This is a genomic window from Phreatobacter stygius (assembly GCF_005144885.1).
Classification (GTDB): Bacteria; Pseudomonadota; Alphaproteobacteria; order Rhizobiales; family Phreatobacteraceae; genus Phreatobacter; species Phreatobacter stygius.
Genome location: NZ_CP039690.1, coordinates 2,112,918 through 2,133,334 on the forward strand (window position 1 = coordinate 2,112,918; position 20,417 = coordinate 2,133,334).

19 protein-coding genes are annotated in these 20,417 nt (G+C 65.8%); 8 read left to right on the top strand and 11 right to left on the bottom strand.

All coding sequences use genetic code 11. The features are described from left to right. Positions 1-8: 8 nt before the first annotated feature. Both E8M01_RS09620 and E8M01_RS09625 read left to right on the top strand, forming a co-directional pair. Positions 9-812 (top strand): ABC transporter ATP-binding protein, encoded by an 804-nt coding sequence (locus tag E8M01_RS09620; protein WP_136959921.1) that lies wholly within the window; start codon positions 9-11, stop codon positions 810-812. Continuing rightward, complete coding sequence (locus E8M01_RS09625; RefSeq protein ID WP_136959922.1) at positions 809-2,680, top strand: AMP-dependent synthetase/ligase; 1,872 nt, start codon at positions 809-811, stop codon at positions 2,678-2,680. Before E8M01_RS09620 ends, E8M01_RS09625 begins: the two co-directional genes overlap by 4 nt. A 9-nt stretch (positions 2,681-2,689) precedes the next feature. Here the strand turns inward: E8M01_RS09625 and E8M01_RS09630 are convergent, their stop codons facing one another. The 10 genes from E8M01_RS09630 to argE form a co-directional block, all read right to left on the bottom strand. After that, a complete protein-coding gene (locus E8M01_RS09630; protein ID WP_136959923.1) occupies positions 2,690-3,697 on the bottom strand; it encodes a zinc-dependent alcohol dehydrogenase family protein in 1,008 nt (335 codons plus the stop codon). 118 nt (positions 3,698-3,815) lie between these two features. After that, positions 3,816-4,745, bottom strand: a complete 930-nt coding sequence (locus E8M01_RS09635) for a hypothetical protein (protein ID WP_136959924.1) — start codon at positions 4,743-4,745, stop codon at positions 3,816-3,818. Between the two features lie 63 nt (positions 4,746-4,808). Then, positions 4,809-5,261, bottom strand: a complete 453-nt coding sequence (locus E8M01_RS09640; protein WP_136959925.1) for a DUF1178 family protein — start codon at positions 5,259-5,261, stop codon at positions 4,809-4,811. Continuing rightward, positions 5,258-6,094: a carbon-nitrogen hydrolase family protein gene (locus E8M01_RS09645; protein WP_136959926.1), complete on the bottom strand. Its 837-nt coding sequence runs from the start codon at positions 6,092-6,094 to the stop codon at positions 5,258-5,260. Before E8M01_RS09645 ends, E8M01_RS09640 begins: the two co-directional genes overlap by 4 nt. Before the next feature lie 14 nt (positions 6,095-6,108). Then, on the bottom strand, positions 6,109-6,366 hold the full coding sequence (gene grxC, locus E8M01_RS09650; RefSeq protein ID WP_136959927.1) for a glutaredoxin 3: 258 nt from the start codon (positions 6,364-6,366) through the stop codon (positions 6,109-6,111). Positions 6,367-6,395: 29 nt separating this feature from the next. Continuing rightward, positions 6,396-7,190, bottom strand: coding sequence for a ComF family protein (locus E8M01_RS09655; RefSeq protein ID WP_136959928.1), 795 nt, complete (start codon positions 7,188-7,190; stop codon positions 6,396-6,398). Between the two features lie 132 nt (positions 7,191-7,322). Beyond that, the gene (trxA, locus tag E8M01_RS09660) at positions 7,323-7,646 is read right to left on the bottom strand and encodes a thioredoxin (protein ID WP_136959929.1); all 324 of its coding nucleotides are present in this window, start codon (positions 7,644-7,646) and stop codon (positions 7,323-7,325) included. Positions 7,647-7,744: 98 nt separating this feature from the next. Further along, complete coding sequence (locus tag E8M01_RS09665; protein ID WP_246088662.1) at positions 7,745-8,920, bottom strand: benzoate/H(+) symporter BenE family transporter; 1,176 nt, start codon at positions 8,918-8,920, stop codon at positions 7,745-7,747. A gap of 94 nt (positions 8,921-9,014) precedes the next feature. Beyond that, positions 9,015-10,418 (bottom strand): adenosylhomocysteinase, encoded by a 1,404-nt coding sequence (gene ahcY / locus E8M01_RS09670; protein WP_136959930.1) that lies wholly within the window; start codon positions 10,416-10,418, stop codon positions 9,015-9,017. Positions 10,419-10,571: 153 nt separating this feature from the next. Next, positions 10,572-11,735 carry an acetylornithine deacetylase gene (gene argE, locus E8M01_RS09675; RefSeq protein WP_215908872.1) on the bottom strand — a complete coding sequence of 388 codons (1,164 nt, stop codon included), beginning with the start codon at positions 11,733-11,735 and terminating at the stop codon, positions 10,572-10,574. Between the two features lie 117 nt (positions 11,736-11,852). Here argE and E8M01_RS09680 point away from each other — a divergent pair, with 117 nt between their 5' ends. From E8M01_RS09680 to E8M01_RS09695, 4 genes are all read left to right on the top strand, one after another. Further along, complete coding sequence (locus E8M01_RS09680) at positions 11,853-13,043, top strand: M20 aminoacylase family protein (protein ID WP_136959931.1); 1,191 nt, start codon at positions 11,853-11,855, stop codon at positions 13,041-13,043. A 77-nt stretch (positions 13,044-13,120) separates the two neighbouring features. After that, positions 13,121-14,302, top strand: a complete 1,182-nt coding sequence (locus E8M01_RS09685; protein ID WP_136959932.1) for a M20 aminoacylase family protein — start codon at positions 13,121-13,123, stop codon at positions 14,300-14,302. 98 nt (positions 14,303-14,400) lie between these two features. Continuing rightward, positions 14,401-15,567, top strand: a complete 1,167-nt coding sequence (locus tag E8M01_RS09690) for a M20 aminoacylase family protein (RefSeq protein ID WP_136959933.1) — start codon at positions 14,401-14,403, stop codon at positions 15,565-15,567. 96 nt (positions 15,568-15,663) lie between these two features. Continuing rightward, positions 15,664-16,830: a M20 aminoacylase family protein gene (locus tag E8M01_RS09695; RefSeq protein ID WP_136959934.1), complete on the top strand. Its 1,167-nt coding sequence runs from the start codon at positions 15,664-15,666 to the stop codon at positions 16,828-16,830. A 64-nt stretch (positions 16,831-16,894) separates the two neighbouring features. On the opposite strand, the gene E8M01_RS09700 is transcribed toward E8M01_RS09695, so the two are convergent. Further along, positions 16,895-18,520: a GMC family oxidoreductase gene (locus E8M01_RS09700; protein ID WP_136959935.1), complete on the bottom strand. Its 1,626-nt coding sequence runs from the start codon at positions 18,518-18,520 to the stop codon at positions 16,895-16,897. 184 nt (positions 18,521-18,704) lie between these two features. Here E8M01_RS09700 and denD point away from each other — a divergent pair, with 184 nt between their 5' ends. Beyond that, complete coding sequence (gene denD / locus E8M01_RS09705) at positions 18,705-19,691, top strand: D-erythronate dehydrogenase (RefSeq protein WP_136959936.1); 987 nt, start codon at positions 18,705-18,707, stop codon at positions 19,689-19,691. 10 nt (positions 19,692-19,701) lie between these two features. After that, positions 19,702-20,415: a DNA/RNA nuclease SfsA gene (gene sfsA, locus E8M01_RS09710; RefSeq protein WP_136959937.1), complete on the top strand. Its 714-nt coding sequence runs from the start codon at positions 19,702-19,704 to the stop codon at positions 20,413-20,415. The last annotated feature ends 2 nt before the right edge of the window (positions 20,416-20,417 follow it).

The following is a 20,417-nucleotide window of genomic DNA, read 5'->3' on the forward strand; positions in this document are numbered from 1 at the left end:
AGCCAGCCATGACAGCGACCAGCGACATGATCCTCGAGGTCAACAATATCGAGGTGGTCTACAACAAGGCCATCCAGGCCTTGCGCGGCCTGTCGCTGGCGGTCCCCAAGGGCCAGATCGTCGCGCTGCTCGGCTCCAACGGCGCCGGCAAGTCGACCGTGCTCAAAGCGGTCTCGGCGCTGCTGCCGATGGAAAACGGCCTGGTCACCGAGGGCCGCATCCTGTTCGACGGCAAGCCGGTCGAGCAGAGTGCGCCGCATCGGCTGGTGCGCTCCGGCCTGTTCCACGTCATGGAGGGCCGGCGCATCTTCGCCGACCTGACGGTCGAGGAGAATCTGGTCGCCGCCACCTATGCGCTGACCGGCAAGGCGGATGCCAAGCCCGATTTCGACAATGTCTATCGTTACTTTCCGCGACTCGCCGAGCGGCGGAAGAATGTTGCCGGCTATCTCTCCGGCGGCGAACAGCAGATGCTCGCCATCGGCCGTGCGCTGGTGGCGCAGCCGCGTGTCATCCTGCTCGACGAACCCTCGCTCGGCCTGGCGCCGCTGCTGGTCGAAGAAATCTTCTCGATCATCGCCCGCATCAATGCCGAGGAGGGCGTCTCCATGCTGCTGGTCGAGCAGAATGCCGCCGTCGCGCTGTCCATCGCCCATTACGGCTACATCATGGAAACAGGGCGGATCGTCATCGACGGGCCGACCGACAAGCTCATCGCCGACCGCGACGTCCAGGAATTCTACCTGGGTCTCGCGCACAAGAGCTATCGCGACATCAAGCACTACAAGCGCAGGAAGAGGTGGCTGTCATGACCGCGACCGTCATTCCGTTGAACCAGTTCCGCGAGACCTCGGATGCGGCGGCACCCGCTGCCGCCGATCCGGCCGCGCTGCCGGCCAGGACCATCATCGAGATGTTGCGCGACCACGCCCGGAGCAAGCCGGACGCCATCGCCATCCGGCAAAAGCGCTACGGCATCTGGCAGCCGACCAGCTACGCCGACTATTGGCGGCGCGCCCGCCATGTCGGTCTCGGCCTTCGCGCGCTTGGGCTGAAGCCCAAGGACCATGTCGGCATTATCTCCGAAAACCGCATCGAATGGGTTCTCTCCCAGCTCGGCGCCGGCATCGTCGGAGCCGTGACGGTCGGCGTCTACTCGACCAGTCCGGCAAGCGAGGTTGCCTATGTGCTCGATCATGCCGATGTGAGCATCGTGGTTTGCGAGGACCAGGAGCAGATCGACAAGATCGTCGAGGCGCGCGCCGACCTGCCGAAGATCATCAAGGTCATCGCGCTGGAAGACCGGGGCCTGGCCGGCTACGAGCCCGGCCTGGTGATGACCTTCGACGAGGTCGAGGCGCTCGGCCGCGCCGAGGACGAAAAGGCCCCGGGCCTCGCCGACGAGCTGATGCGGGATCATTCGCTGAACGACATCGCCCTGCTGATCTATACCTCGGGTTCGACCGGCAAGCCCAAGGGCGCGATGCTGTCCTACCGCAACATCCGGGCGGGAGCGACCGGCCTGCTCGATCGCTATGGCATTGGCGAGGGCTGGTCGACGCTGTCCTACCTGCCGCTCTGCCACGTCGCCGAACAGGGCACGACCGTGTTCGGACCGCTCTACTCGGCCAGCCAGGTGAATTTCGGCGAGAGCTTGCGCACCGTCCAGGAGGACCTGCGCGAGGTGGCGCCATCGAGCTTCCTCGGTGTGCCGCGCATCTGGGAGAAGATGCATTCGGGCATCCAGGTGATGATGTACGAGGCGCGGCCGGTGCAGAAATGGCTGTACCGGACCGCCTTCCGTCTGTGCGAACCTTTCGCCGCCAAGGCGCCGCCGCAATGGACGCTGGTCGAGCGTGCCAAATATGCACTGGCCTATGTCGCGGTGTTCCGCGCCCTGAAAAACGCCATCGGATTGACCCGCTGCCGCGTCGCCTTCACCGGCGCGGCGCCGATCTCGCCCGAGGTGATCCGCTTCTTCCGCACCATCGGGGTCCCGCTGGTCGAGCTCTACGGCATGACCGAGACCTCGGGCGGCGTGCTCGGCCAGACCGCCGATGACGTGGTCGTCGGCACGGTCGGCACGCCGATGAAAGGGTCGACCGTCGATCTGGCCGCCGACGGCGAGATCCTGGTCAGGGGGCCCGCGGTGTTCGAGGGCTATTACAAGAACGAGGAAGCGACCAGGGCGAGCATTATCGACGGCTGGCTGCATACCGGAGACGTCGCCGAACATCTTGGCCGTCACATCAAGATCGTCGACCGCAAGAAGGACATCATGATCACGGCTGGCGGCAAGAACCTGTCGCCGACCGAGATCGAACATGCGGTGAAGACCAGCCCCTTCATCAAGGAATGCATCGTCTTCGGCGATCGCCGGAAATATGTCGCGGCCCTGATCCAGATCGAGATCGAGACGGTCGGCAAATGGGCCGAGATGAAGGGCATTGCCTTCACCAACTACAAAAACCTGTCGCAGCATCCGGCGGTGCGCGATCTGGTCAGCGCCGATATCGACAAGGCCAATGACACCCTGGCTCAGGTCGCCCGGATCAAACGCTTCGAGATCCTCGACAAGGAGCTCGACCATGACGACGGCGAGGTCACCGCCACCATGAAGGTGCGGCGCAAGGCGATCGAGGCGAAATATGCCGAGGCGATCAGGCGGCTCTACGGCTGAGAGCCGTCATCAGCCCTGATAGGCCTTGGTGACCATCAGCACCTTGCCGGCACGGCCGCCCTCGCCCGCCGCGGCCATGGCGCGCTTGGCCTCGTCGAACGGGATGACCTCGGCCACCGGCGTGGTCAGCGTGCCCTGGGCCATGCCCTTGGCGATGCTGGCATAGGTTGCGGCCAGGCGTTCGCGGCCGGCATCGGCGAACCAGTGGATCAGCCAGAAGCCCTTCAGCGTCACCTTCCGGAAGATCAGGTGCTGCGCGTCGATCCGGCATTGCTCGCCGGACAGGAGGCCGTAATTGACGATCGTGCCGCCATCGGCGACGGCATTGGCCATGACGCCGGTCGCCGCCCCGCCAATGGCGTCGAGCGCCAGCTTGACCGGCGCGCCGCCGGTCAGGTCGCGGGTCAGCTTGCGAAACGCCCTGGGATCGTCGAGCCCATCCGCCACCACCGCCGTGCCGCCGGCCGCCTTGACGGCGTCAACCGCGCTGGCGCGCCGGACGATGTTCAGCGTGTTGATGCCGCGCTCGGCCGCGAGCTTGACCAGAAAGGTTCCGACCGCCGAGTTGGCGGCATTCTGCATCAGCCAGTCGCCAGCCTTGAGCGGCACCTGATCGGCCAGCAGCGCCTCGGCGGTGGCCGGATTGCCCTTGATCATGGAAGCCTGCTTGAGGTCGATATTATCAGGCAGCTTCATGGCGAGATGCGCCTTGATGTTCACCCGCTCGACCCAGCAATTGAGGATCATCGGCGAGACGATGTCGCCGACTTCAAGGCCCTGGACGCCCTCGCCCACCGCGGCGACCCGGCCGACCGCCTCGCCGCCTGGAATGAACGGCAAGGGCGGCTTGGAGACGCCGTAGAGACCCTGGATCTGCAACAGGTCGGACGGGTTGATGTTGAGCACCAGCATCTCGACCGTCACCTCGCCCGGCGCCGGCGGCGGCGGATCGGGCAGGTCCTTCAACTGGATGGTGGCCGCGGGATCGCCGAAACCCTCGATGACGACGGCTTTCATCTGTTGATCCTCCCCAGATCCGGTCCTTGTCGCAGCTGATGGCGCGGCCGGTCGACGTGCTGTTGCACGGATTGGAGCATCCGACAGCACGGAAGACAAGCCGGCGCTGCCGCCGGCGTCAGTTCCGGAAGGCCGACAGGAGATGATCGGGCGATGAGGTGTTGTGGCGGCTCGCCAGATGCCGTCCGAGCCTGACCTCGATGCCCTGGCCGCCTTGGAAGTTCATCACCGGGCTCTGGTGCCAGCGGTTCTCGGCCGGCGCGCGCCAATCGACATGGGCGCCATCGGCATTGGTCTCGGCGACATACATGGACCGCAGCCCGGCAAACGGGCCATTGACCACTGGCTGCTCGAGCTCGACCTCGACCGCCACCCGCAGGCGATCGACGGTCTGGACCTTGAGCCTGGCGGTGCCGCCGGCCTTGAAGGTGAGGTCGAAGGTCAGGCTCGCCGGGTCGAAGGCGATGGCCGAGAGATTGACCACCGGCCGCTGCATCACCTCGATCGGCCCGACGAGGAACGAGGTGCCGTAGACGATGTCGCGCAAATGCCGCGGCGGGCGCGGCTTGATGCGCCAGTAGCCGTCGACCGGGTAGAGCACCAGGAATTCATAGGGCTGCTGCCCGCGCCCCTTCCAGAACAGCTGGATCAGGTGAAAGCCTTCGTCACGGCGCCCCGCGACCGTCACCGGCACCCGTTCGGGCCGCCAGAACTTGTCGAAGGTGATACCGACGACCCGCAGCCGCGGATCGTCGTGCAGCACCACCCGTCGCGGCGTGAAGCGATGGTCGGCCTTGTCGGTGATGGTGCAATTGGTGAAGTCGGGAGCAGTCGAATCCTGAACGATCGATCCGATCACGGCCGGATGCTGCGCCTCGATGCGAAAGCGCCGGACCGACGGCGAGTGGAAGCGAAGATCGACATTGTCCTCTTCCGCGCAGAGCGTCGGCACGCTCTCATTGGTCACCCGCACGGTGGCTTCGTCGGCATGCGCGGGCAGGACGAAGCAGGCGAGAGACGCAAAAAACGCGGTGACGAAGCGGGACATGCAAGAGCTCCTGTTCGCCGAGGGGTAGCAGCGCCCCCGGCGAATAGGAAGCCGGCCGGTCGATCAATTCCTCTCGTCCGGCAGCACCGGCAGGGCGTGGAACTCGATGCCCTCGTCGGCGAGCTCACGGGCTTCTTCGGGCGTCGCCGAGCCATGGATCGAGCGATGTTCGGTCTCGCCGTAATGGATCTTGCGCGCCTCTTCGGCGAACTTGTCGCCGACCGCATCGGAATTGGCGACGAGATGGTCGCGCAATTCCTTGATCTTGGCGCGCAGCTCCTGCTCTTCGGGTGAAACCATCGCGACCTTGCGCGGCTCGTCCGGCCGGGGCGCGGCCACGGCGGCGCGGTCCTTGCGCGCCACCTGCGGCGCCATGATGGTCTTGCCGACCTTGGCCGAGCCGCAGGCCGGGCAGGTGACGAGGCCGCGCTTCAGCTGCTGGTCGAAGCTGTCGGACGAGGGGAACCAGCTCTCGAATTCGTGCGCGCTGTCGCAGGCGAGTGCATATTTGATCATGGCGTGCCCTCCAGCCGGAACACCCGGCCATTGGCGAGCGAGGGAATGCGGCCGCGGGTCTCGGCAACCTTGGCCGGGTCGATCTCGGCCAGGATCACCGCCGGTTCGTCGTGGTCGGCCTCGGCCAGGATCGTGCCCCAGGGATCGACGATCAGGCTGTGGCCATAGGTCTCGCGGCCGCAGGCATGCTTGCCGCCTTGGGCCGCGGCGATCACGAAGGCGCCGGTCTCGATGGCGCGCGCACGCATCAGCACGTGCCAATGGGCCTGGCCGGTCGGCACGGTGAACGAGGACGGGATCGCCATGATGCCGGCGCCGGCCTCGGCCAGCGACCGGTAGAGCTGCGGGAAGCGCAGATCGTAGCAGATCGTCACACCGAGCCTGGCCCAAGGCAGATCGGCCACGACGGCACGGTCGCCGGGGGCATAGGCGGCCGATTCCCGATAGGTCTGGCCGTTCGCCAGGTTGACGTCGAACATATGGATCTTGTCATAGGCCACGACGATCTCGCCGTCGGGTGAAATCAGGTAGCCGCGATTGGCCGCCTGTTTCTCGCCGATCTTGATGGCGAGCGAGCCGATATGCAGCCAGATGCCGAGCGTCATGGCCTCGGCCTGGAACACCGGCAAGCACGGATCGTCAGCCTCGGCCTTGATGGTCTCGAAGAATTTCGGCCGGTCCGGCTGCAGGATATTGGTCATTTCCGGCGTCTGGACATAGGCCGCGCCGGCACGCGCAGCTTCACGGACGAGCCCGAGCGACTGATCGAGGCTCGCCTTGATGTCGATATCCGCGCGCATCTGCACGCAGGCCGCGGTAAATGTGCCGCTCATGTCAGTCGCCAAGATCAGGCCGCCAGCAGAAGGTCGAGCTTGCCGGCGTCATCCAGCGCATGGACGTCGTCGGAGCCGCCGACATGCTGCGAGCCAATGAAGATCTGCGGCACCGTCGAGCTGCCGCCGGACTTCTGGATCATCTCGGCGCGCCGTTCCGGGTGCTTCTGGATGTCGATTTCGGTGAAAGCCGCGCCCTTGCGCTTCAAGAGCTGCTTCGCCGCATGGCAATAGGGGCAGTAATCCTTGGTATAGATGACGATTTCGGGCATCAAGCTCATCTCGTGGGTCGTATCGGCCATCAGATATGGACCGCGAAGGGGCCCTCCACAACCCTTGCCGCGGTCAACACATCGATGCGAGCCGCGCCGGCACGGCGCAGCACCCGTGCACAGGCCTCAATGGTCGCACCGGTGGTCAGGACATCATCGACCAGCACGAGCTTTCGGCCCCTGACCCAGCCCTTCTTCTCGTCCAAGACCTGGAACGCGCCCGCGACATTGTCCAGCCGCTGGGCCCGGGTCAGCCCGACCTGATGCGAGGTTCGCCGACCGCGCTTCAGCACCAGCGCTTCGTTGGCAATGCCGGTCCGCGCCGACAGGTGGCGCGTCAGTTCGGCCGCCTGATTGAACCGGCGGCGCAAGAGCCGCGTCCAGTGCAGCGGCACCGGGATCAGCGCATCGGCATCTTCGAGGATCTCGCGGCCGGCCCGTGCCATCCAGCCGGCCAGCGCCGGCGCGATCTCCAGCCGGTCGCCATATTTCAGACCATGGACGAGCGCGCGGCCGACATCGTCGAAACGAAAGGCGGCACGGGCCCGGTCGAAGGCCGGCGGATTGGCGATCGCCTGGGGCGAAACCGCGCCCGGACCGAGGTCGAAGGGCAAGGGCGTGCCGAGCCGGTCGCAGACCGGCATTTCGATATAGCCGACCCGCCGCCAGCAGCCCGGACACAGGGCACCGTGGTCGCCGACCGGATTGCGGCAGGCAAGGCAGAGCGGCGGCAAGAGCCAGTCGAGCGCCCGCCGGCCGCCCGCCCGCAGGCGCAATCCGGCTGATCGGCGCGCCGGCTTGATATCGTCGCTCTCGCCATCCATGCGGGTGAGACTAGCCGGGAATGCCGCGCCGGCGGCATCCGGGCTGTGCCGGGGGCATGGGCCAAAGCCATGCGCCAAAAAACAAAGCCGCCGGCAAACCGGCGGCTTTCTTGGTGACCAGGCAGGTGCCGGTCAGGCGTGGGTGGTGATCCACTGCTTCAGCGCCGCCTGCGGCGAGGCGCCGGTCTTGCGATCGACCAGTTTGCCGCCCTTGAAGATCATCAGGGTCGGGATCGACATGATGCCGTAGTTGGAGGCGATTTTCGGGTTCTCGTCGACATTCACCTTGACGATCTTCACCTTGTCGCCAAGTTCGGTCGAGATGGCATCGAGCGCCGGCGCGATCATCCGGCATGGGCCGCACCACGGTGCCCAGAAATCGACCACGACGGGAGCGTCGGCCTTGATGACGTCGCTCTCGAAGGTGGCATCTGTGGTGGCGGAAACGGCACCCATGGCGCTCTCCTGGAATCAAAACTACGGCCAATGAAGGTAGGGATTGCCTCCCCTGCACGTCAAGGATGCGGGCGATCACGTTCACCGTGTCGTGACGGTTATCCTATCCCGATCTTGTGACAGAGCCGCTCGACGCCGAGCGCGACGAGCCCGATTGCCAGGCCCCAGAAGGCCGCGCCGACGCCGAGGACCGAGACACCGGAGGCGGCTGTCGCAAAACTGAGGATCGCCGGAAAGCGGGTCTTGTCGTCGCCCATGGCGATCGACAGCGCCCCCATCAGCGCACCGGCCAGCGCCAGCCCGGCAATCGTGGTGATCAGCGCCTTCGGCATGGCGCCAAACAGCGCCACGAAGGGATCGGCAAAAGCCGCGAGCAGGATGAAGGCAAGACCGTAGACGATACCGGCGGGCCAGCGCTTGGCCCGGTCGGGATGGGCGTCGGGCCCGGCGCAGATCGCCGCGGTGATGGCCGCAAGGTTCGAGGTATGGGCGCCGAACGGCGCCGAGACGAGCGAGGCGATGCCGGTCACCGTCAGCACTGGTCCAACCGGCGGATTGTAGCCATTGGCCCGGAGCACGGCCAGACCCGGCAGGTTCTGCGCCGCCATGGTGACCAGATAAAGCGGCAGGCCGAGCCCGATCAGCGCGCCGGCTTCGAAGCTCGGCGTCACCCATTCCAGCCGGGCAAGGCCGAGATCGCCCGGCAACGGGCCGGCCAGGCCGAGCGCATAGGTGAGCCCGACGCCCATCGCCACCACCACCAGCATGGCGCTGGCCGGATGAACCAGGCGGGCAACCAGGAAGATCACCACCAGCGGCAGCACCAGGAGCGGCGCGCCGGGCGCTGCCAGCACGACATCGGCGACAAATTTGAACAGCACGCCCGCCAGCATCGCCGAGGCAATGCCCGGCGGGATCCGGGCGACCAGGTCGCCGATCGGCCGGACGAGGCCGGTGGCGATGATCAGCACGGCCACGAGCATGAAAGCGCCGACCGCCGCCGGCATGGTGATGGTGCCGCCGGTCGCCGCGATCAGCGCGGCCCCCGGCGTCGACCAGGCGATGATGATCGGCATCTTGTAGCGCCAGGTCAGCGCCATGCCGCTGATCGCCTGAGCGAGCGAAATGGCGGCCAGCCAGGAGATCGTCTGGCCGGGCGTGGCGCCGACCGCCTGGGCCGCCGCGATGACAATGGCAACCGTGCCGGCGAAGCCGACCAGCGGCGCGATGATCCCGGCGGTGAAGGTGGAGAGCGAAAACGGAGGCATGACCATCAGCCGCGTCGGTTGAGGCAGAAAATGCGCCGGGGCACAAAAAAGGCCCGGCTTGGCAGCCGGGCCTTTCCTGTCGCAGAGCTCAAGCTTGCGATCAATAGCGGTAGTGGTCGGCCTTGAACGGACCCTGCTGCGGCACGCCGATATAGGCGGCCTGGTCGGCCCGCAGCTTGGTCAGCTTCACGCCGATCTTCTCCAGGTGCAGCATGGCGACCTTCTCGTCGAGATGCTTCGGCAGGGTATAGACCTTCTTCTCGTACTTGCCGGGATTGGTCCACAATTCGATCTGGGCGATCGTCTGGTTGGTGAACGAAGCCGACATGACGAAGGACGGGTGGCCCATGGCGTTGCCGAGATTGACCAGGCGGCCTTCCGACAGAAGGATGATCCGGTTGCCGCCCGGGAATTCGATCTCGTCGACCTGCGGCTTGACGTTGTTCCACTTGAAGTTCTTCAGGCCGGCGACCTGGATCTCGTTGTCGAAGTGGCCGATGTTGCAGACGATCGCCCGGTCCTTCATGGCGCGCATGTGGTCGACCGTGATGATGTCCTTGTTGCCGGTGGCGGTGACATAGATGTCGGCGCGCGACAGGGCGTCCTCGATGGTCGCGACCTCATAGCCTTCCATCGCCGCCTGCAGGGCGCAGATCGGATCGACTTCCGAGACGATGACGCGGCAGCCGGCCTGGCGCAGCGAAGCGGCCGAGCCCTTGCCGACATCGCCGAAGCCGGCGACGAAGGCGACCTTGCCCGACATCATCACGTCGGTGCCGCGGCGGATCGCGTCGACCAGCGATTCACGGCAGCCGTAGAGGTTGTCGAACTTCGACTTGGTGACGGAGTCGTTGACGTTGATCGCCGGGAACAGCAGCTTGCCGGCGGAGGCCAGCTGATAGAGCCGGTTGACGCCGGTGGTGGTCTCTTCCGAGACGCCCTTGATCGCCTTGGCGAGCTCGCCGAACCAGCCCTTCGGCTTTTCCGCCAGCTTCTTCTTGAGCAGGGCGAAGAAGATTTCCTCTTCTTCCGATTCCGGCTTGTCGAGGAAACCGGCATCGCCGTTCTCGGCGCGCAGGCCGAGATGAACGAACATGGTGGCATCGCCGCCGTCGTCGAGGATCATGTTCGGCGTGCCGCCGCCATGCCAGTCGAACAGCTTGGCGGTGTAGTCCCAGTACTCGGTCAGCGTCTCGCCCTTATAAGCGAAGACCGGGATGCCGGCGGCGGCGATGGCCGCGGCGGCATGATCCTGGGTCGAATAGATGTTGCAGGACACCCAGCGGATGTCGGCGCCGAGAGCCTTCAGGGTCTCGATCAGCACCGCGGTCTGGATGGTCATGTGCAGCGAGCCGGCAATGCGCGCGCCCTTCAGCGGCTGCGACGCACCGAACTCGGCGCGGGTCGCCATGAGACCCGGCATTTCGGTCTCGGCGAGGTCGATTTCCTTGCGGCCGAAGGCGGCGAGCGCGATGTCTTTGACGATGTAGTCGATGGCGGCCATGGGATCCTCTAGGGGACAGGCGGGACGGAACAGGCTTCGCCGGACGCCCGTCCAGCGGTCGCGCGGCCTCTAGCACGCCCATCGGCGCGAGGCAATAAAGACATAAAGATTTCTTTATGTGCGCTGCGGCCAGCTCATGCCCGCCACCGGCCGTCAGGCCGCGCATTGCCTGATCAGGCCGGCGATGAAGGCATCACATTTGGCCAGTTCGGAGATCTCGATCCATTCGTCCGGCTGGTGCGCCTGGGCGATGTCGCCGGGCCCGCAAATGACCGTCGAGAGGCCGGCCTTTTGAAAAAAGCCGGCCTCCGCGCCATAGGCCACCACATGGGTGCCATTGTCGCCGGTCAGCTTGCGGGCGAGCCGCTCGGCCTCGCCCTCGGGTTCGGCGCCGAGCGCCGGCGAGGCATAACCGCGGGTGATGGTGACGCCGGCGCTCGGATGCACCGCCTTCATCTCAGGCTCGATCTCGGTGCGGACGAAATCTTCGTATTCCCGGGCATAATTTTCGCCGTCATCGCCCGGCACGACCCGGACGCCGGTGACGAACTTGCAGTCGAGCGCGGTGATGTTGTGCGCCGTGCCGCCCTGGATCATGCCGACATGCAGCATGGTCCAGCCCGGATCGAAATGTGGCACGCCGCCGGTCCTTTCCGCCTCGGCCTTGTTCTTCAGGTCGCGCTGTTCCAGCCAGGCGACCAGGCGCGCGGCGACCATGACTGCGGAAACGCCGGCATAGCGGTTGCTCGAATGCACCTCGAAGCCGCGCACATGCGTATCGATGCGCAGATAACCCTTGTGCCCGGTGACCACCTTCATCCGGCTTGGCTCGCCGACGATGCAGACCGCGGGCTTGACCCAGTCCTTGCCGAGCCTGGCGATCAGGGCGCGCGCGCCGGCCATGCGGACTTCCTCGTCCGCCGACAGACAAATGTGGATCGGCCGCTTCAGGCCGGCCTTGAGCATGGCCGGCACCGCCGCCAGCACGCAGGCGTCGAAACCCTTCATGTCGCAGGCGCCGCGGCCATAGAGCTTGTCGCCCCTGGCGACCAGGGTGAACGGGTCGCTGCTCCAGGGCTGGCCCTCGACCGGCACCACGTCGACATGGCCCGACAGCACGATCCCGCCATCGACATTGGGGCCGATCGTCGCCCACAGATTGAAATTGCGCCCGTCGGCCAGCGGCACCAGCTCGAAGGCGACGCCATGGGCCTTCAGATAGTCGCCGACGAAGTCGATCAGGGCCCGATTGTCGGTGTCCGAGACGGTCGGGAACCCGACGAGGCGGTGGAGCAGTTCGACGCTGGTCATATGCATCGGCGGATCGAACGCCAGCCGAGCCATGCACGTCAAGATGGCGCATCCGCATGGCTGCTCGATTGACCGATGCCGCGCTGTCCGATTTGCTCTGCCCTCCCGACCGCGAGATCCTTCATGCCCATCGTCAACCGTATCGCCGCCCTGCATGACGAAGTGACTGCCTGGCGCCGCGACCTGCATGAATATCCGGAGCTGCAATTCGACGTGTTTCGCACCGCCGGCATCGTCGCCGAGAAGCTTAAGGAATTCGGCTGCGACGAGGTGGTCACCGGCATCGGCAGAACCGGCGTGGTCGGCCTGATCAAGGGCTCGGGCCAAGGTTCAGGCCAAGGTTCAGGCCAAGGTTCAGGCAAGGTCATCGGGCTGCGCGCCGACATGGACGCCCTGCCGCTGACCGAAATCACCGGCAAGGCCTATGCCTCGAAGACGGCGGGCAAGATGCACGCCTGCGGCCATGACGGCCACACCGCCATGCTCTTGGGCGCCGCCAAATATCTCGCCGAAACGCGCAATTTCGACGGCACGGTCGCGGTCATCTTCCAGCCGGCGGAAGAAGGCGGCGGCGGCGCCCGCGAGATGGTCCAGGATCGCGTCATGGAGCGTTTCGGCATCCAGGAGGTCTATGGCATGCACAATGCGCCGGGGATGCCGGTCGGCACTTTCGCGCTGCGCCCCGGGCCGCTGATGGCGGCGGCCGACGGCATTCGCATCGAAGTCGAGGGCAAGGGCGGCCATGCCGCGCAGCCGCATAATGCGGTCGATACGATCCTCGTCGCCGCGCAGATCGTCGCGAACGTCCAGTCGATCGTCTCGCGCAATGTCGACCCGCTGGAGAAGGTCGTAATCTCGATCTGCGCCTTCAATGCAGGTTTCACCGACAATGTCATCCCGCAGACGGCAACCTTGCTCGGCACCGTGCGCACCCTGTCGTCGGAGCTGCGCGACCTGACCGAGCAGCGCCTGCAAGCCATCGTCGATGGGACCGCGGCGCTCCATGGCGCGACCGCCCGGCTCACCTACCGGCGCGGCGCCCCGGTCACCGCCAACCATGGGGCCGAGGCCGGTTTTGCGGCGGATGCCGCCGCCGCGGTTGTCGGCGAAGCGAGCGTCAACAGGGTGTTTCCGCCGATCATGGGCAGCGAGGACTTTGCCTTCATGCTGGAGGCGCGGCCCGGCGCCTTCATTTTCATTGGCCAGGGCGAAGGAGCCAACGTCCATCACCCGGCCTACGACTTCAACGACGAAATCATCCCGATCGGCATGAGCTATTGGGCGAAAATCGTCGAAAGCCGGCTTCCCGTCTGACATTGACCACGTTTCGCCGCCGCACCGGCAGCACGCCGGCACGGCGTGTCCCATTCCTTTTCGCCCTGGAGCCCCCCATGCCGATCGTCAACCGCATCTCCGCCCTGCATGATGAAGTCACCGCCTGGCGGCGCGACCTGCACGAACATCCGGAGTTGCAGTTCGACGTCCACCGCACCGCCGGCATCGTCGCCGAGAAGCTGAGGAGCTTCGGCTGCGACGAGGTGGTCACCGGCATTGGCCGAACCGGCGTGGTCGGCATCATCAAGGGTTCCAACAGTTCTGGCAAAATCGGCGGTTCGGGCAAGGTGATCGGGCTGCGCGCCGACATGGATGCGCTGCCGCTGACCGAGATGTCGGGCAAGCCCCATGCCTCGAAGACCCCCGGCAAGATGCATGCCTGCGGCCATGACGGCCACACCGCCATGTTGCTCGGCGCCGCCAAATATCTCGCCGAGACACGCAATTTCGACGGCGCGGTCGCGGTCATCTTCCAGCCCGCGGAAGAGGGCGAGAAGGGCGGCCAGGCCATGGTCGACGACGGCATGATGGAGCGTTTCGGCATCCAGGAGGTCTATGGCATGCACAATGCGCCGGGACTGCCGGTCGGCGCCTTTGCGCTCAGGCCCGGTCCGCTGCTCGCGGCCGTCGACAATTTCCGCGTCGACGTCGAAGGCAAGGGCGGCCACGCCGCCAAGCCGCATCTGTCGGTCGACACGATCCTGGTCGCGGCCCATATCGTCACGGCGGTCCAATCGATCGTCTCGCGCAATGTCGACCCGCTGGAAAACGCCGTGGTCTCGATCTGCGCCTTCAATGCCGGCTTTGCCAACAATGTCATTCCGCAGACCGCCGAATTGCGCGGCACGGTGCGCACCTTGAGTCCGGAGGTCAGAGATTTCGTCGAGAAGCGGCTGAAGGAGGTGGTCGAAGGCACCGCCGCCCTGTTCGGCGCCAAGGCAAGCCTCACTTACGAGCGCATCGTGCCGGTGACCGTCAATAACGAGGCGCACACGCCGTTTGCCGCCGATGCCGCCGCGGCCGTGGTCGGCGAGACAAGCGTCAACCGCGACGCTATTCCGGTCATGGGCGGCGAGGATTTCTCCTATATGCTGAATGCGCGTCCCGGCGCCTTCATCTTCATCGGCCAGGGCGATACGGCGAATGTCCATCACCCGGCTTACGACTTCAATGACGAGATCATCCCGATCGGCATGAGCTATTGGGCAAAGCTCGTGGAGACGCGGCTCACCGCCTGAAACCTGCCCGTTCAACCGCCGTCTCCCCATGGCCTGGAAAGGCCGAGACTGGCGTGACCCAGACCTGACATCCACCCGTTTTCTGTTCGGAGACCCCCATGCCCATCAACAACCGCATTTCCGCGCTTCACGACGAAGTCACCGCCTGGCGGCGCGACCTGCACGAACATCCCGAGCTGCAGTTCGACGTGCACCGCACCGCCGGCATCGTCGCCGACAAGCTCAGGGAATTCGGTTGCGACGAGGTGGTCACCGGCATCGGCAAGACCGGCGTGGTCGGCCTGATCAAGGGTTCAAAGAGCGGATCAGGCAAGGTGATCGGGCTGCGCGCCGACATGGACGCCCTGCCGCTGACCGAGATCACCGGCAAGGCCTATGCCTCCAAGACCGCCGGCAAGATGCACGCCTGCGGCCATGACGGCCACACCGCCATGCTCTTGGGCGCCGCCAAATATCTCGCCGAGACGCGCAATTTCGACGGCACCGTGGCGGTCATCTTCCAGCCGGCCGAAGAGGGCGGCGGCGGCGGCCGTGAAATGGTCAATGACGGCATGATGGACCGCTTCGGCATCCAGGAGGTCTATGGCATGCACAACACGCCGGGCATGCCGGTCGGCGCCTTCGCGCTACGCGCCGGCCCGCTGCTGGCGGCGGCCGACCGCATCCGCATCGAGGTCGAGGGCAAGGGCGGCCACGCCGCCAAGCCGCATCTGTCGGTCGACACCGTGCTGGTCGCGTCCCAGATCGTCGCCAATGTCCAGTCGATCGTCTCGCGCAACGTCAATCCACTCGACAATGTCGTGGTCTCGATCTGCGCCTTCAATGCCGGCTTCACCGACAATGTCATCCCGCAGACCGCCACCTTGCTCGGCACGGTGCGCACGCTGACGCCGGAAATGCGCGATTTCGTCGAAGCCCGCCTGCATGCCGTCGTCGAAGGCACGGCCGCCTTGTTCGGCGCGACCGCCAAGCTGCATTATTCCCGTGACTATCCGGTCACCGCCAACCATGCCGAGAACACCGTCTTCGCAGCCGACGCCGCCGCCGCGGTGGTCGGCGAAGCCGGTGTCGAGCGTAACGTCACCCCGGTCATGGGCGGCGAGGATTTCTCGTTCATGCTGGAGGCCCGTCCCGGCGCCTTCATCTTCGTCGGCCAGGGCGAGAGCGCCGGCCTGCATCACCCGGCCTATGACTTCAACGACGAGATCATCCCGATCGGCATGAGCTATTGGGCCAAGCTCGTCGAAATGCGGCTCGCCGCCTGATCCCGATCCCACTGCGCGCCTCTCCCGCTTTCTGCGTGGAGAGGCGCAGAATGACCAAAGACTCCAAGCCACCCGTTTTCCGTATCGGAGCGTTCCATGCCCATCATCAACCGCGTCGCCGATCTCGCCGATGAAATCACCGCCTGGCGCCGTGACTTCCACGAGAACCCCGAATTGCTGTTCGACGTGTTCCGGACCTCCGGCATCGTCGCCGACAAGCTGAAGGAATTCGGCTGCGACGAGGTGGTGACCGGGCTCGGCAAGACCGGCGTGGTCGCCGTGATCAAGGGCCGCAAGGCCGGCTCCGGCAAGGTCATCGGCCTGCGCGCCGACATGGACGCGCTGCCGATCGAGGAGGCGACCAACGCGCCTCACACGTCCAAAATCCCGGGCAAGATGCATGCCTGCGGCCATGACGGCCACACCGCCATGTTGCTCGGCGCCGCCAAATATCTCGCCGAGACGCGCAATTTCGACGGCACCGCGATCATGATCTTCCAGCCGGCCGAAGAAGGCGGCGGCGGCGGCGACCTGATGGTCAAGGACGGCCTGATGACCCGTTTCCGCATCCAGGAAGTCTATGGCATGCACAATATGCCGGGCATTCCGCTCGGCACCTTCGCCGTGCGCACCGGCCCGTCCATGGCGGCCGCCGACCGCTTCATCATCGATATCGAAGGCAAGGGCGGCCATGGCGCCATGCCGCATCTGTGCATCGATCCGGTGCCGGTCGGTTTTGCCATCGGTCAGGCGATGCAGACCATCGTGTCGCGCAATGTCGACCCGATCGAATGCGCCGTCGTCTCGATCACCTCGATCCATGCCGGCGAAGCTTTCAACGTCATTCCGCAGACGCTGCGCATGCTCGGCACGGTGCGCACCTTCAAGCCGGAGGTGCAGGACCTGGTCGAGGAGCGCATGAAGCAGACGGCCGAGGGCATCGCCAAGGCCATGGGCTGCACCGCCAAGGTCGACTATGTCAGGGGTTATCCGGTCACCTTCAATCACGAGGCCCAGACCAGGTTCGCCGCCGAAGTCGCCAAGGCCATTGTCGGCGCCGACAAGGTCGACACCAACACGCCGCCGCTGATGGGTGCGGAAGACTTCTCCTACATGCTGAACGAACGGCCCGGCTGCTACATCTTCGTCGGCAATGGCGATACCGCCGCCTGCCACCACCCGGCCTATGACTTCGACGACAAGGCGATCCCCGCCGGCACCAGCTATTGGGCCAAGCTCGTCGAAACCGCCATGCCGGCCTGACGATCAAGGCCGCCGGCGCATCCAACCGGATAGGCCGGCGGCCGATGTCACATCGCGGCGCGCCTTAGCGCCGGCCATCCTCGATGATCATCCGCGAGCCCTTCTCGGCGATCATCAGGGTCGGCGTATTGGTATTGCCCGAGGTGATCGTCGGCATCACCGAGGCATCGACCACCCTGAGACCGTCGATGCCGATCACCCTCAGCCGTTCGTCGACCACGGCGGTGGGGTCGGAGCGCAGCCCCATCTTGGCCGTGCCGACGGGATGGAAAATGGTCGTGCCGATATCACCGGCCGCCTTGGCAAGGCTTTCCGGATCATCGCCGACCGACGGCCCCGGCAGATATTCCTGCGGATGATAGGGCGCCAGCGCCGGCTGGCTGACCAGCCGGCGGGTCTGCCGGATGCAATCGGCCGCCACCAGGCGGTCCTCTTCGGTCGCCAGATAGTTCGGTGCGATGACCGGCTTGTCGGCGAAATCCGCCGAGCGGATATGGATCGAGCCGCGCGACGTCGGCCGGAGGTTGCAGGCTGCCGCGGTGAAGGCTGGAAAGCGGTGCAGCGGCTCGCCGAACTTGTCGAGCGACAGGGGCTGGATGTGGAACTGGATATTGGCCCGTTCCTGGCTTGGGTCGGAGCGGGTGAAAATGCCGAGCTGGGACGGCGCCATGGTCAGCGGGCCTGAGCGGAACAGGGCATATTCCATGCCCATCCAGGCCCGTTTCATCAGGTTGTGGTAGGTCTCGTTCAGCGTCTTCACGCCGTCGATCTTGTAGATCGCGCGCAATTGCAGGTGGTCCTGCAGGTTCTCGCCGACGCCCGGCTTGTCGAGCGCCACCGGGATGCCGTGACGGCCGAGCACCTCGCCCCGGCCAATGCCCGACAGTTCGAGGATCTGGGTCGAGCCGACCGAGCCGGAGGCCAGGATGACCTCGCCGACCGAACGGGCGACCAGCGTCTCGCCGCCGCGCCTCAGCTCAACCCCGGTGATCCGGCCGCCATCGATCGTCAGTCTTTCGACGACGGCGCCGGACAGCACCTCCAGATTGTCGCGCTTGTCGATCACCGGCTTGAGGAAGCCGCGCGCCGACGACCAGCGCAGGCCCTTCTTCTGGTTGACGTGGAAATAGGCGGCGCCCTCGTTGTCGCCGGTGTTGAAGTCGTCGATCGCCGGGATGCCCATCTGGGTCGCCGCCTCGCGCACCCGGTCGAGCAGGTCCCAGCGCACCCGCGGCGCCTCGACCCGCCATTCGCCGCCGGCGCCGTGATGTTCGCTGGCGCCGAGGAAATGGTCCTCGACGCCCTTGAAGATCGGCTTCACATCGTCCCAGCCCCAGCCGGTCAGGCCGAGCTGGCGCCAATGGTCATAGTCGGCGGCCTGGCCACGCATGACGATCATGGCGTTGATCGCCGAGGAGCCGCCGATCACCTTGCCGCGCGGATAGACCAGCGAGCGGCCGTTGAGCCCGGCTTCCGGCTCGGTCTTGAACATCCAGTCGGCGCGCGGATTGCCGATGGCGAAGAGATAGCCGACCGGGATGTGGAACCAGATCCAGTCGTCCTTGGTGCCGGCCTCGATCAGCAGCACGCGATTTTTGGGGTTGGCCGTCAGCCGGTTGGCCAGCACGCAGCCGGCGGTGCCGGCACCGCAGATGATATAGTCCCACTCGCCGGACAGGACGGTCGCCATGGTTGCTTCACTCCTGAATGTCCCGGGACTTCGCCCTTGTCGTCTGCTCCATGGCGCGGGCCGCCCGACGCGTCAATGGCGGCGGATGCAACGACCGCATTCGGCCCAAGCGTCCGTGCCTGTTCCACGCTCGGTCTTAGGGCGGTAAGGTCGGCGCAAACGAGGCCCAGCAGAGGACACGCCCTTGCATATTCTGATCATTGGAGCCGCCGGCATGGTCGGCCGCAAGCTGACCGATCGTCTCGTCGCCGACGGCCAGCTCGCCGGCAAGCCGATCACCGCCCTGTCGCTGGTCGATGTCGTGGCACCGGAAAAACCGACGGCCTTCCCTGGCCGGGTGACCGCCTGGGCGAGCGATATCTCGGCGCCCAACACCGCCGGCCCGATGATCGGCGCACGTCCCGATGTCATCTTCCACCTCGCGGCCATCGTGTCGGGCGAGGCCGAGGCCGATTTCGACAAGGGCTACCGGATCAATCTCGACGGCACCCGCCAGCTCTACGAGGCGATCCGTCAGGAGGGCTTGCGCGCGCCCTATCATCCGCGCGTGGTGTTCACCTCCTCCATCGCGGTCTACGGCGCGCCGTTCCACGCGGTGATCGACGACGAGTTCTTCCACACCCCGCTGACCAGCTACGGCACCCAGAAGGCGATCGGCGAGCTCCTGCTCACCGACTATTCGCGCAAGGGCTTTCTCGACGGCATCGGCATCCGCCTGCCGACCATCTGCGTGCGCCCCGGCAAGCCCAACAAGGCGGCCTCCGGCTTCTTCTCCAACATCATCCGCGAGCCACTGGCCGGCCAGGAAGCGATCCTGCCGGTGGGCGACGACGTAATGCATTGGCATGCCAGCCCGCGTTCGGCGGTCGGTTTCCTCATTCATGCCGCGACGATGAATCTCGAGCCGCTCGGCTGGCGCCGCAACCTGACCATGCCCGGCGTCGCCGCGACCATTGGCGAAGAGCTCGACGCGCTGCGCAAGATCGGCGGCGACAAGGCCTTGAAGCTGGTGCGGCGCGAACCCGATCCGGTGATCATCAAGATCGTCTCGGGCTGGCCGCAACGGTTCAATGCGGCGCGTGCCACCAGCTTGGGCTTCAGTGCGGAGAACAGTTTCGAGGAAATCGTCCGCGCCCATGTCGATGACGAACTGGGCGGCAACGTCCCTTGAGTGAAAAGGGATGCGTTTTGCCTCGCCATTGATCCCCGGCCGTCTGGTCCTGCGCTACAAGCGCTTCCTCGCCGATGTCGTGCTCGACACCGGCGAGGCGATGACCGTGCATTGCGCCAATCCGGGCTCGATGCTCGGGCTGAACGTGCCGGGAGCCAGGGTCTGGCTGTCGAAATCGAGCAATCCGGCACGCAAGCTCAGCCATTCCTGGGAGCTCGCCGAGATCGATTTCGGCCGCGGCGTCGAGATGGTCGGCATCAATACCGGCCATCCCAACGGCCTTGTCGCCGCCGCCATCCTCGACGGCACCATTGCCGAACTGTCAGGTTATGAGGCGCTCCGCCCGGAGGTCGCTTATGGCCGGAATTCGCGCGTCGACATGCTGCTGACCGCCGATGGCCGGCCGCCCTGCTATGTCGAGGTGAAAAACGTTCATCTGATGCGCCGGCCGGGCCTCGCCGAATTCCCCGACTCGGTGACCGCGCGCGGCGCCAAACATCTGGAGGAGCTCGGCGAGCAGGTCGAGGCCGGCGCGCGGGCCGTCATGGTCTTCCTGATCCAATATGGCGGCGCCGACCGTTTCGCGCTCGCCCGCGACATCGACCCGGCCTATGGCCGCGCCTTCGACCGGGCGCGAGACCGCGGTGTCGAGATGCTGGCCTATCGCTGCCGGCTGACGCCCGAAGCCATCACGGTCGAAAGCCGGGTGCCGATCGCCGAGTGAGG